Genomic DNA, 12,481 nt, shown 5'->3' with positions numbered 1-12,481 from the left:
TACCTGTTGTTGTTTTGGGGGCCGGGGTCAAACCTGGCCCTTTTTTTATGCGCGCTGCCTGACGATACGGAATCCCAGATCGTCGATGGCGTAGGTGGGATGGCTGCGGCGGCGGTTGGTGGCCAGGCAGCCACGCTCCACATCCGACCAGCCGCCACCCCGGAACACCCGATACGAGCCATAGACCTCGGGGTCGTACTGATCCTCGCACCATTCCCAGACATTGCCCAACATGTCATGCAGCCCCCATGGATTCGGCTGCTTGAGGCCAACCGCGCAGCTGCGGCCGCCGGAGTTTTCCCGATACCAGGCGATATCATCGAGTTCGCCATAGCGGGGACCATTGCTGCCGGCGCGGCAGGCGTACTCCCATTCCGCCTCGGTGGGCAGGCGATAGCCGTCGCCGTTGCCCAGGCGAGAGGCGCCCATGCCGTCTTCGTCCAAGACGTAGCAGGCACGCAAGCCTTCGGCCTCCGACAACATATTGCAAAACCGCACTGCATCGATCCAGGACACGTTTTCCACCGGGCACTCAGGGGAAACGTGCGACGATGGCCACAGGCCGCTGGCCGCCGCGTACTGCGCCTGCGTGACCGGATAGCGGCCGATCGCAAAGGACGGCAGCTCGACCACCCATGCGCGGCTGGTCCGGTCATCCCTCAAAGCGATGGTTCCTGCCGGGATAACGACCGTCTCTATCGCCATTTGCAAAAGTTCTCGATCACCTCATACGCGTAGCGGGAAGCCACGGTTTTAATGAAATGCATGAAATCAACGGCAGCCTCGTCGTTGGCGTTGTCGGAAATCGTGCGAATGACGGCAAATGGAATGCCCAGCTCGAAACACACTTGCGCGACGGCGGCGCCTTCCATCTCCACTGCCAATAAATCGGGCAAAGCAGTCTTCAATGCCTGAATTTGCGTCAATTTGCCGATGAACTGGTCGCCACTGGCGATCAAACCGCGATGAACGCGCGTGGTTTTCGCAGCAGCGCCAGCCAATCGCTCGGTCAAAGCGCGGTCGGTCGCGAAGCGCGACAGGCCTGTCAGCGGGATTTCAAACTGCGGAAACAGCGGGCTGGCATCGAAATCATGCTGAACCAGTTCTTCAGCGACAACGATATCGCCGACTTTGACGTTTTTATCCCCGCTACCGGCAACGCCGGTGAAGACGATGTGGGTAACTCCGAACTTTTCCACAAGGATTGCAGCTGTCATGGCTGCTGCAACCTTGCCTATACGCGACAGAACGCACACAGCGTCGATTTCCCAGAGTTTCCCGGCCGTGTACTCCCGCATGCCGTGGACGAGCTTGTAGGGGCTCTCAAGGGCTTCTATGAGCCCATGCTGTTCTTCAGCCAAAGCGCTGATGATGCCTAAACGCATACGTTTCCTTGGTTTTCAGAGGTTTTAAAAAGGTGGAGCTTGTGGATTTCGAGCTGCTTTTCCACAGGAGTTTACAAAAAACGATCGATTTTAAAGCGTTTTTTGTGGTCAGAAGTGCTTACAGAAGGCGAACAAGCCTTCAATTTTCGGCTTTTTCCTTCGGATTTCGCGTTTTCACGGTTTAGTAGTTTACAAAGGATTTATATAAAAATAGTAGTAATAGTAAACGAGCTAAAGCCTGTGGATAAGTCATGTATACGTTTACAAATCATTTGTTTACGTGAAAGATAAGCACTTGCATAAGCGCTGTACCAGTTCAGGAGCAATTCTGTATAAAATGCGGGTCTTTGGACAACTTCGTCCTTACTCACAAGTCGTCCTGTGGATATCCAGCGAGTTATTCACAGGTGACTGCTCGTTTTTGATCTGTTTTTCCAGTTCTTCGCCCGAAATGGGCTTGGAAAACAGGTATCCCTGCCCTAAATCGCATCCGGCGGCCGTCAAGGCGGCCAATTGTTGAGGTGTTTCGATGCCTTCGGCGATAACTTTGATGTTCAGCTTGTGCGCCATGGCGATAATTGCCTCGCAAAGCACTACGCCATCGGTCCCTTCCGACAGATTTGAGACAAAAGTCGGGTCGATTTTGATGTAATCGATATCGAAACGCTTTAAAAACGCCACGGAGCAGTAGCCGGTGCCGAAATCGTCGAGCGAAATCTGCATATGGGCGTGCTGGAACGCCAACATCCGCTCTGAAACCGCGTTGGCCGTGTCCAAAAGCAGGTTTTCCGTCACTTCGATGATGATGCTGTTGGCATTCAGGTGCAGTTCCTGCAGAAAATCCAGCCATTGCTGGTAGTTGCTGCCGTCGTCACGGAACTGCCAGGCCGATTTGTTGACGCTGACCTGGAAATCCGGCAATCCCAGCGCCTGCAATTTCTGCACTTCCCGTGCCGCTTGCTTGAAAACCCAGTCGCCGATGCCGACGATCATGCCGCTGCTCTCCGCGATGCTGATAAATTCAGCAGGATTGAGCAATCCCCGCACTGGATGTTGCCAGCGCACCAGCGCTTCCGCCTTGCAGATCTTGCCGCTGGCCAGGTCGATAATCGGCTGGAACAAGATCCGCAATTCATCGTGGTTGACCGCTTCGCGCAATTCGTTGACCAGGGTCATGCGCACGCGCGTGGCTTCCTGCATGAACGGAGCGAAATAATTGAAGCGGTTGCGTCCCTGCTGCTTGGCCGCGTACATCGCCTGGTCGGCGTTTTTGATTAAAGTTTCAGCATCTGCGCCATCTTCGGGGTAGAGCGTGATGCCGATGCTGCTCGAAATATGGGCAACATGCTTGTCGCCGGCGCTGCCCAGGTTGAACGGCGTGCTCATCTGCTTGAGGATTTCCTGCGCTGTGCGGACGACGTCGCTTGCATTGCGCAGCTCGCTCAAGATGATGGTGAACTCGTCTCCGCCCAGCCTGGCCACGGTATCGGTGCCGCGCACTGAACTGGACAAGCGGTTTGCCACTTCTTTGAGCAGCAAATCGCCTTTATCGTGGCCCAGGGTGTCGTTGATTTCCTTGAAATGGTCCAGATCCATGAATACCAGCGCCATCGGCAGGTGCGAACGGTCAGTTTTCTTCATTTCCTGGCGCAAATGCTCGTGGAACATGCGCCGGTTCGGCAAGCCGGTCAGCGCATCGAAGTTGGCCTGGCGCCAGATCAATTCTTCCGAGGCTTTTTTCTTGGTGATATCGCTCAGCAGCGCGACGTAGCGGAAGGGATTTCCCAGCTCGTCGTAGACGGTGTTGAAGCGCATCGCCACCAGGTATTCCTCGCCATCCTTGTGCTGGTGCCAGAGTTCGCCTTCCCATTGCCCGGTCTGGGCGATCGATTCGAACATGCGGATGAAGAAATTGATGTCCTGGCGGCTGGTCGTCAGCTCATAGCCGCGGTGGCCGATCAGTTCTTTTTCGGTGTAGCCGCTCAGCAGGGAAAATGCCGGGTTCACGGTCAGGATACGTCCGTCCGCGTCCGTCACCATCATGCCTTCGCCGCTGTTCTGGAATAACAGGGCCGCCAATTTCATCGATTCTTCGTTTTTCTTGCGCTCTTCCTCGTTGGCCAGCAGTTTTTGTTCCATTTCCCGGCTGGCGGCATACAGAGCTCGGTAGCGCAGTTCGCGTTCTTCCTGCCTGGTGTAAGTGCGTAGCGAGAAATGACCGGCGCCTGCCATCAAAATGAGCAACATGATCAAGCCAGCGCCAGCGATCAGATAGTTTTGCTGGAGCAGCCTGGCCGATTCCGCATCGTTGCTGCCGACGGCAATGATCAACGGCAGGTTGTCGAATACCCGGTAGCTGAACACGCGCGCGATGTTGTCGATGCTGCTGACAACCTTGTACGTGCCGGAACTGGCGATGCGGACATTGTCGAACAAGGCGGTAGGGCCCAGGTCTTTGGCAAACGATTCTTCGAAATTAGGCACGCGGGCGATCACTTTGCCGCCGCCGTGTACCAGAGCGATCGAGATGTCGGAATTGAAGCGGGAATTTTCAAACACTGTGACGTAACGGCTGACATTCAAGGGAGCGACGATCACGCCAAGAAATTCTCCCTTGGCACTTTCTACCCGGCGACTGAGAAAAAACAGTTTTTGACTGCTGCGACGGCCTATCGATGGTTCGCCGATGAACAATTTGCCGCGCATGGCGACATCCAGATGGGCTTTGAAGTAATCGCGATCGCCGTATTGAGTGCCGGTGATGTTGTTGCCGGTCGAAGTGGCGACGGCATTGCCTTTGGCATCGAGAAAGCTGATCCAGTATTCGCTGTTGAAACTGGAACCGCGCGAGGACAGCAATTCCGACATCGTTTCCGGCGAATGCCGTTGTTGAGCAGTCAGGACTTTGATGGCGTTGGCAAATCCGATCAGCGACAGGTCGACCGATTGGATGGAATACAGCACATGGGCTTCCATCGCTTTGACGAAATGCTCGGTCTGGTTTTTGACGGAGAGTTCGCGTTCAACGTAGGCAGTGCGGAATTGGGAGACAACTACAGCAATGGCAAGTGCTGCCATCAGCAAAAGGCCGGTGATCAAGCGTCGCCGAAAACGCAGATATGCAGGCGACCGCAGATTTTTGCGCTGTGAGGCCAAAGTGTCTCCGGCTTGTGCAGTTTGTTTGCCAATCCAGTATAGGGGAAAGCAGATGTTGGCGAAATCTTATTTCCGTTTCAGTGGGGTATCAGGTGGTTCTGGCGCATGCGCCTGTGGTTTTTGAGTTTATGGTTTACTCTAAAGATGTAGATATAAAAATAGTAGTAGTTGTTAACGCAGACACTTTTCTGTGGATAAGTGTTCATTTTGGATTAGAATCAGGCGTTTACGGGCTGCATAAGCAGGCGAGAAAGCCGTGTATGAGCAAAGAACTGTTTTGGGATAAGAAAATCGGTCCCCAAAAATTTTTTGTTTACTCACATTTGGTGCCTGTGGATATCCATAGACTTATCCACATGTCGTAAACGCCATTTTTTGTGAGAAATCAGATGAATTTGGCATCAATTTTTCCTCATCCCATCATCCAGGGACCGACCGCCGGCGGCAATAACACCCCGGCGCAAGTGGCGGCGGTTTCCAATGCAGGCGGCCTGGGTTCGCTGGCTTGTTCCCTACTTTCGCCCGAGACCATCCGCACGCAAACCGCGCAAATTCGCGCCCTCACCGACAAGCCGTTTTGCCTGAATTTCTTCGTCCTGGAGACGCCGACGCCGGATCCGGCCGAGGTGGCCCGTGCCGTCGAGTGGCTCAAGCCGGCCTGGTCGTCGCTGGGCTGGACGGAATTGCCCACGCCCGCCAAATGGTGCGAAGACTTCTCCGCCCAGTTTGAAGCGCTGATCGAAATGCGGCCCGCCGTGGCCAGTTTTACTTTCGGCATCCTCAGCGTCGAGCAGATCAAGCGCCTGCATGAGGCTGGCATTGCCGTGATCGGCACGATCACCCACGCCGACGAAGCGCTGGCCTGGCAAAGCCGGGGCGCCGATGCGGTGATCGCTTCCGGCACCGAGTCCGGCGGCCATCGTGGCACCTTCATCGGCGCGCAGGAAGACGCGAAGTTGACCACTTTCGAGCTGCTCCCGACCATAGTCGCGGCGGTGAATATTCCCGTGATCGCCGCCGGCGGCATCATGGATGGCGCCGACATCAAGCGCGCGCTGGACGGCGGCGCCCAGGCAGTGCAGATGGGCACGGCTTTCCTGGTGTGCGACGAATCGTCTATCAATCCGGTTTACAAGCAGCGCCTGCTGACGGCGGGCGACCATCCGACCCGGCTGACGCGCACTTTTTCCGGCCGTTATGCACGCGGGCTGGAGAACCGTTTTATGCGCGAGATGGCGGAGGTGGAAAAACAAATCCCCGCCTATCCGATACAAAATGCACTGACCGGCGCCATCCGTGCCGAGGCGGGCAAGCGCGGCGAAACGGAATTGATGTCGCTGTGGTGCGGCACCGGCGTGGCACGCGCACGGCCGATGCCGGCGGCGAAACTGGTTGAGACTTTGCTGGCGGAGATAGCAGCCGCCTGACCGAAACACCGCTCTTGGAGGAGAAGTTTTTGGAATCAGCAGGCATTTACGATTACATCATTATTGGGGCGGGCTCGGCGGGCTGCGTATTGGCAAACCGGCTCAGCGCAAACAAGAACGCGAATGTTCTGCTGATCGAGGCGGGCGGTAGAGACGATTATGTGTGGATACACATTCCCGTCGGCTATCTGCATTGCATCGACAATCCGAGGACTGACTGGATGTACCGCACCGAAGCCGATGCCGGCCTGGGCGGGCGCAGTCTGCTGTACCCGCGCGGCAAGGTGCTGGGTGGCAGTTCCTCCATCAACGGCATGATCTACATGCGCGGCCAGGCCGGCGATTACGACCGCTGGGCCGAGCTGACCGGCGACGACAGCTGGCGCTGGTCGTCGGTGCTGCCGCTGTTCAAAAAGAGCGAGGATTATCACGGCGGCGCTTCCGAACTGCACGGCGCCGGCGGTGCGTGGCGCGTGGAAAAACAGCGTTTGTCGTGGAAGATACTGGATGCGTTCCGCGATGCGGCGGAGCAGGCCGGCATCCAGAAGGTCGACGATTTCAATCGCGGCGACAACGCCGGCTGCGGCTATTTCGAGGTCAATCAAAAACGCGGCATTCGCTGGAACACGGCGAAGGCGTTTTTGAAACCGGTGTCGATGCGGCCCAACCTGACCATCATGACCGGCTGCCACGTGGAACGTTTGCAGATCGAAATGAGCGATCGCGGACCCGTGTGCAAAGGCGTGATTTTCACCGGCGGTGGCACGCAGTTCAGCGCGACGGCCGACAAAGAAACCCTGCTGGCGGCTGGCGCCGTTGGTTCTCCACAGATTTTGCAATGCTCCGGCATAGGCTCGGCCGAGCGTCTGCATCAGCACGGCATCGAGCCGCTGGCGGACTTGCCCGGCGTCGGCGAAAACCTGCAGGATCATCTGCAGTTGCGCATGATTTACAAGCTCGGCGGCGGCGCCCGCACGCTCAACACGATGGCGGCCAGCTGGTACGGCAAGATGAAAATCGGCCTGCAATATGCGCTGTTCCAGAGTGGGCCGATGTCGATGGCGCCGTCGCAGCTGGGCGCTTTTGCCCGTTCCGATGCAGGGCAGGCGACGCCGAATCTGCAATACCACGTGCAGCCTTTGTCGCTGGAAAAGTTCGGCGATCCTTTGCACGCTTTTCCTGCGTTCACCGCCAGCGTGTGCAATCTGCGGCCGACCTCGCGTGGCCATGTGCGCATCGCCAGCGCCGATTCCTACGCGCCGCCGAAGATTTCGCCGATGTATCTGAGCACGCCGGAGGACCGCAAGGTCGCCGCCGACGCGCTGACCTTGACGCGCAAGATCGTCGCCGCGCCGGCATTGCAGCGCTACGCGCCGGAAGAGTACAAGCCCGGCGCCCACTATCGCACCGAGGAGGAATTGGCGGCGGCCGCGGGCGCGATCGGCACCACGATTTTCCATCCGGTCGGCACCTGCAAGATGGGCCGCTCCGACGATCCGACCGCCGTGGTCGACAGCGCGCTGCGTGTAATTGGGATACAAGGACTGCGTGTAGTTGACGCGTCCGTCATGCCTTTCATCACGTCCGGCAATACCAATTCTCCCACCATCATGATCGCTGAGAAAGCTTCAGAACTGATCCGTTCAGAGTGGAAATGAAACCTCGTGTTCGCTAGGTCCAGATCAAAAGTCGACCGTAGTTATACTGTATTGTTAGCCAATTTGTTACTGTGTATGATCTAAAAAAATTTAGTAGTTTGAAAAGAATAACAAGGAGACAGGATGTCCGGCGTTATCTTGGAAACAAAGCATTTGACCAAAGAATTCAAGGGTTTTACCGCGGTCAATGATGTGAATTTAAAAGTTCAGCGCGGCCACATCCACGCGCTGATCGGTCCCAATGGCGCGGGTAAAACCACGTGCTTCAACCTGCTCACCAAGTTCCTGGTGCCCACCTCGGGCCAGATACTTTTCAACGGCAAAGACATCACCGCCGCCAAGCCGGCACAGATCGCCCGCATGGGCGTGATCCGTTCGTTCCAGATTTCCGCTGTGTTTCCACACCTGACGGTGCTGCAGAATGTCCGCATCGGATTGCAGCGCCAGCTCGGCACCAGCTTCAACTTCTGGCAGAGCGAACGGTCGCTGGACAAGCTGAACGAGCGCGCCATGCAATTGCTGGCCGAGGTCGACCTGACCGAATTCGCCGACACCGTCACCGTCGATATGCCTTACGGCCGCAAGCGCGCTTTGGAAATCGCCACCACGCTGGCGATGGAACCGGAGCTGATGCTGCTGGATGAACCGACCCAGGGCATGGGCCACGAAGACGTGCACCGCGTGACGGAACTGATCAAGAAAGTTTCAGCCGGCCGCACCATCCTGATGGTCGAACACAATATGAAAGTGGTGTCCGGCATCTGCGACAAAATCTCCGTTTTGCAGCGCGGCGCGATGCTGGCCGAAGGCACTTACGCCGAAGTTTCAAGCAACCCTCAAGTGATGGAAGCCTACATGGGTACCGAAGCCGCAGTGCTGGAAGGAGCCCACTGATGGCGGCCGCTCTGGAAATCTCCAACCTGCAAACCTGGTATGGCGAATCGCATATTTTGCATGATGTGAATTTGACGGTGCAGCCCGGCGAAGTGGTCACGCTGCTGGGCCGCAACGGCGCCGGCCGCACCACCACGCTGCGCGCGATCATGGGCCTGACCGGCGCCCGCAAGGGTTCGATCAAGGTCAACGGCGTGGAAGCGATCGGCTTGCCGACGCATAAAATCGCCCACCTCGGCATCGGCTATTGCCCGGAAGAGCGCGGCATTTTCTCGTCGCTGTCGACCGAGGAAAACCTGATGCTGCCGCCGCAGTTGTCGACCGGCGAGAAGGGCATGTCGGTCGAAGAAATCTACGCCATGTTCCCCAACCTGGAAGAGCGCAAGCACAGCCAGGGCACGCGGCTGTCCGGCGGCGAGCAGCAGATGCTGGCGGTGGCGCGCATCCTGCGCACCGGCGCGCGCCTGCTGCTGCTCGATGAAATCTCCGAAGGCCTGGCGCCGGTCATAGTGCAGGGCCTGGCGCGCATGATCACCACGCTGAAATCGAAGGGCTACACCATCGTCATGGTGGAACAGAATTTCCGGTTTGCCGCGCCGCTGGCGGACCGGTTTTATGTGATGGAACACGGGCAGATCGTCGAGACCTTTGTTGCATCGGAATTGAGCGCCAAGATGCCGGTCCTGACCGAGCTTCTGGGTGTCTGAAGTTTGCAAGGCAAGTGTAAAAAAATAAGCAATAACACTATTTCTTGAACCAACGGAGACAAAATGAAACTTAAAGCCATCACCATCGCAGCCACCGCCGTGTGCGCACTCGGCCTGTCCTTTGCTGCCCAAGCCCAGGTTTCAGGCGACACCATCAAGATCGGCCTGATCACCGACATGTCCGGCCTGTACACGGACATCGACGGCGCCGGTGGTGCCGAGGCCATCAAGATGGCGATTGCCGATGCGGGCGTGGTTATCGCCGGCAAGAAGGTCGAGTTCATCTCCGCCGACCACCAGAACAAGGCCGACATCGCCGCCTCCAAGGCGCGTGAATGGTTCGACCAGCAGGGCGTCGACATGCTGATCGGCGGCACCAACTCGGGCGCCAACCTGGCCATGGCCAAGGTCGCGGCCGAGAAGAAAAAAGTCTTCATCTCGATCGGCGCCGGCTCGGCCCGCCTGACCAACGAGGAATGCACTCCGTACACGATTCACTACGCCTACGACACCATCGCGCTGGCGCGCGGCACCGGCGGCGCCATCGTCAAGCAGGGCGGCAAGAGCTGGTACTTCATGACCGCCGACTATGCCTTCGGCCAGTCGCTGGAAAAAGATACGGCGGAAGTGGTGAAGGCCAACGGCGGCAAGGTGCTGGGCGCGGTCAAGCATCCGCTGTCGGCGTCGGACTTCTCGTCCTTCCTGTTGCAGGCGCAATCGTCGGGCGCGCAGATCCTGGGCCTGGCCAACGCCGGCGGCGACGCGATCAACTCGATCAAGGCCGCCAACGAGTTCGGCATCACCAAGAAAATGAAACTGGCCGGCCTGCTGATCTTCATCAACGACGTACACTCGCTGGGCCTGAACCTGACCCAGGGCATGTACCTGACCGACGGCTGGTACTGGGACGCCAACGCCGAGACCCGCGCCTGGTCGAAACGCTACTTCGAGAAGATGAAGAAGGAACCGTCGATGCTGCAGGCGGCCGACTACTCGGCGGCGGCCAACTACCTGAAGGCGGTCAAGGCCGTCGGCACCGACGACACCGACAAGGTCATGGCCTACCTGAAAGCCAACAAGATCAACGACATGTTCGCCAAGAACGGCGTGATCCGTCCGGACGGCCGCATGGTTCACGATATGTACTTGATGGAAGTGAAGAAGCAGTCGGAATCGAAGTATCCGTGGGATTACTACAAGATCGTCGCCACCATTCCTGGCGACCAGGCCTACGCCACCAAGGCGGAGACCAAGTGCTCCCTGTGGAAATAAGCTGAGTTGTACACAGGCCGTGCCACCGCGCACGGCCTTTTTCTGGTGTCGCGCCGCACCGTCCGGGACGGCGATCTTTATATTGTGATCTCATGGAAATATTCGGCTACCCCTTGCCCATGATTATGAGCCAGCTGATGCTGGGCCTGGTCAACGGCTCCTTCTATGCCATGCTGTCGCTCGGCCTGGCCGTGATCTTCGGCCTGCTAAACGTGATTAACTTCTCGCACGGCGCGCTCTACATGATGGGCGCGTTTGTCGCGTGGATGGGCATGGCCTACCTCGGCCTGAACTACTGGGTGATGCTGGTGCTGGCGCCGCTGATCGTCGGCGTGTTCGGCATCGTCATCGAAAAGACCATGCTGCGCTGGCTCTACAAGCTGGACCATCTTTACGGCCTGCTGCTGACCTTCGGCATCACGCTGCTGGTCGAAGGCGTGTTCCGCTCGTTCTACGGCGTGTCCGGCCAGCCGTTCCAGGTGCCTGAGGCGCTGGCGGGGGCGACCGACCTCGGCTTCATGGTGCTGCCGAACTACCGCGCCTGGGTGGTGGTGGCGTCGCTGGCGGTGTGCCTGTCGACCTGGTTCGTCATCGAGAAGACCAAACTGGGCGCCTACCTGCGCGCCGGCACCGAGAATCCCAAGCTGGTCGAAGCCTTCGGCATCAACGTGCCGCTGATGGTCACGCTGACCTACGGCTTCGGCGTCGCTTTGGCGGGCTTTGCAGGGGTGCTGGCGGCCCCGGTGATCCAGGTGCAGCCCCTGATGGGCCAGAACCTGATTATCGTCGTATTCGCCGTTGTAGTGATCGGTGGCATGGGTTCGATCATGGGCTCCATCCTGACCGGCCTCGGCCTGGGCGTGATCGAGGGCCTGACCAAGGTGTTCTACCCCGAGTTTTCGTCGACGGTGGTGTTCCTGGTGATGGTCATCGTATTGCTGATCCGTCCTGCCGGCTTGTTCGGCAAAGAAAAATAAGAGGCCGCAGATGAACAAAAACATAGGTTATATCGTCGCTTTCGCCGTTGCGCTGGCGGCGCCGTTTGTCGGCTATCCGATCTTCCTGGCCAAGCTGCTGTGCTTTGCGCTGTTCGCCAGCGCCTTCAACCTGCTGATCGGCTTCACCGGTTTGCTGTCGTTCGGCCACGCGGCCTTCTTCGGCGCCGCCGGCTACGTGGCCGGCAACGCGATGAAGGTGTGGGGCTGGCCGGTCGAGCTGGGCATGTTGGCCGGCGTCGCGGCCGGCGCGCTGATCGGCCTGGTGATGGGGGCGCTGGCGATCCGCCGCCAGGGCATCTACTTCTCGATGATCACGCTGGCGCTGGCGCAGATGGTGTACTTCGGCGCGCTTCGCGCAGGCGAATTCACCGGCGGCGAGGACGGCCTGCAAGGCGTTCCACGTGGAAAATTGCTGGGCCTGGTCGACCTGTCCAACGATACGGCGTTGTACTTCTTCGTGCTGGGCGTGGCCGTGCTGGCCTTCATGCTGATCGTCCGCACCGTGCATTCGCCGTTCGGCCAAGTGCTGAAGGCGATCAAGGAAAACGAGCCGCGCGCGATTTCGCTGGGCTACGATGTGGACAAGTACAAGCTGCTGGCCTTCGTGCTGTCGGCCGCGCTGGCCGGCCTGGCGGGCGCGTCCAATATGCTGGTGCAGGGCTTCGAGACGCTGACCGATGTGCACTGGAGCATGTCGGGCCTGGTGATCCTGATGACCCTGGTCGGCGGCATGGGCACGTTTGCCGGCCCGATGCTGGGCGCCATCCTCGTCATCGCGCTGGAGAACAAGCTGGGCGATTTCGGCATCTTCATGGTCGCCCACACCGGCATCGAATGGTTCAACACCATCGGCGAGGCGGTCAACATGGTGATCGGCTTTATCTTCATCGTTTGCGTGCTGTTGTTCCGGCGGGGCATCGTCGGCGAGATCATCGCCAAGTTCGCGTTCAGCAGCGGCAAAAAGACAGCTTGATGTAGCGCATA

At 58.3% G+C, this 12,481-nt stretch carries 10 protein-coding genes; 7 read left to right on the top strand and 3 right to left on the bottom strand.

The features are described 5' to 3' along the window. Positions 1 to 45: 45 nt before the first annotated feature. From GEV01_RS23980 to GEV01_RS23970, 3 genes are all read right to left on the bottom strand, one after another. The gene (locus GEV01_RS23980) at positions 46 to 705 is read right to left on the bottom strand and encodes a formylglycine-generating enzyme family protein (protein ID WP_152807985.1); all 660 of its coding nucleotides are present in this window, start codon (positions 703 to 705) and stop codon (positions 46 to 48) included. Beyond that, positions 696 to 1,385, bottom strand: a complete 690-nt coding sequence (locus GEV01_RS23975; protein ID WP_152807984.1) for a 5'-methylthioadenosine/adenosylhomocysteine nucleosidase — start codon at positions 1,383 to 1,385, stop codon at positions 696 to 698. The genes GEV01_RS23980 and GEV01_RS23975 overlap by 10 nt, the downstream gene beginning before the upstream one ends. A gap of 363 nt (positions 1,386 to 1,748) precedes the next feature. Next, positions 1,749 to 4,484, bottom strand: coding sequence for a bifunctional diguanylate cyclase/phosphodiesterase (locus GEV01_RS23970; protein ID WP_235914552.1), 2,736 nt, complete (start codon positions 4,482 to 4,484; stop codon positions 1,749 to 1,751). A 446-nt stretch (positions 4,485 to 4,930) separates the two neighbouring features. On the opposite strand from GEV01_RS23970, the gene GEV01_RS23965 reads away from it, so the two are divergent. The 7 genes from GEV01_RS23965 (at position 4,931) to GEV01_RS23935 (ending at position 12,470) form a co-directional block, all read left to right on the top strand. Then, positions 4,931 to 5,968 (top strand): NAD(P)H-dependent flavin oxidoreductase, encoded by a 1,038-nt coding sequence (locus GEV01_RS23965; protein ID WP_152807983.1) that lies wholly within the window; start codon positions 4,931 to 4,933, stop codon positions 5,966 to 5,968. A gap of 29 nt (positions 5,969 to 5,997) precedes the next feature. Beyond that, positions 5,998 to 7,626 (top strand): GMC family oxidoreductase, encoded by a 1,629-nt coding sequence (locus GEV01_RS23960; protein WP_152807982.1) that lies wholly within the window; start codon positions 5,998 to 6,000, stop codon positions 7,624 to 7,626. A gap of 123 nt (positions 7,627 to 7,749) precedes the next feature. Next, entirely contained in the window at positions 7,750 to 8,520 is a 771-nt protein-coding gene (locus tag GEV01_RS23955) for an ABC transporter ATP-binding protein (RefSeq protein WP_008443410.1), read from the top strand. Continuing rightward, a complete protein-coding gene (locus GEV01_RS23950) occupies positions 8,520 to 9,227 on the top strand; it encodes an ABC transporter ATP-binding protein (RefSeq protein WP_152807981.1) in 708 nt (235 codons plus the stop codon). Before GEV01_RS23955 ends, GEV01_RS23950 begins: the two co-directional genes overlap by 1 nt. 63 nt (positions 9,228 to 9,290) lie before the next feature. Next, positions 9,291 to 10,499 carry an ABC transporter substrate-binding protein gene (locus tag GEV01_RS23945; RefSeq protein ID WP_152807980.1) on the top strand — a complete coding sequence of 403 codons (1,209 nt, stop codon included), beginning with the start codon at positions 9,291 to 9,293 and terminating at the stop codon, positions 10,497 to 10,499. 92 nt (positions 10,500 to 10,591) lie between these two features. Next, positions 10,592 to 11,476 (top strand): branched-chain amino acid ABC transporter permease, encoded by an 885-nt coding sequence (locus GEV01_RS23940; protein ID WP_043479584.1) that lies wholly within the window; start codon positions 10,592 to 10,594, stop codon positions 11,474 to 11,476. A gap of 10 nt (positions 11,477 to 11,486) precedes the next feature. After that, complete coding sequence (locus tag GEV01_RS23935; RefSeq protein WP_152807979.1) at positions 11,487 to 12,470, top strand: branched-chain amino acid ABC transporter permease; 984 nt, start codon at positions 11,487 to 11,489, stop codon at positions 12,468 to 12,470. Positions 12,471 to 12,481 lie beyond the last annotated feature (11 nt).

It is taken from the genome of Rugamonas rivuli (assembly GCF_009380165.1).
GTDB lineage: Bacteria > Pseudomonadota > Gammaproteobacteria > Burkholderiales > Burkholderiaceae_D > Rugamonas > Rugamonas rivuli.
Note: the sequence above shows the minus strand (reverse complement) of the source record. Positions and strands in the feature narration are given on the sequence as shown.

Bases quoted from the DNA above. Each gene is read 5' to 3' on its own strand.
- GEV01_RS23980 (WP_152807985.1), bottom strand. From the start codon at position 705: ATGGCGATAGAGACGGTCGTTATCCCGGCAGGAACCATCGCTTTGAGG.
- GEV01_RS23975 (WP_152807984.1), bottom strand. From the start codon at position 1,385: ATGCGTTTAGGCATCATCAGCGCTTTGGCTGAAGAACAGCATGGGCTC.
- GEV01_RS23965 (WP_152807983.1), top strand. From the start codon at position 4,931: ATGAATTTGGCATCAATTTTTCCTCATCCCATCATCCAGGGACCGACC.
- GEV01_RS23955 (WP_008443410.1), top strand. From the start codon at position 7,750: ATGTCCGGCGTTATCTTGGAAACAAAGCATTTGACCAAAGAATTCAAG.
- GEV01_RS23950 (WP_152807981.1), top strand. From the start codon at position 8,520: ATGGCGGCCGCTCTGGAAATCTCCAACCTGCAAACCTGGTATGGCGAA.
- GEV01_RS23945 (WP_152807980.1), top strand. From the start codon at position 9,291: ATGAAACTTAAAGCCATCACCATCGCAGCCACCGCCGTGTGCGCACTC.
- GEV01_RS23940 (WP_043479584.1), top strand. From the start codon at position 10,592: ATGGAAATATTCGGCTACCCCTTGCCCATGATTATGAGCCAGCTGATG.
- GEV01_RS23935 (WP_152807979.1), top strand. From the start codon at position 11,487: ATGAACAAAAACATAGGTTATATCGTCGCTTTCGCCGTTGCGCTGGCG.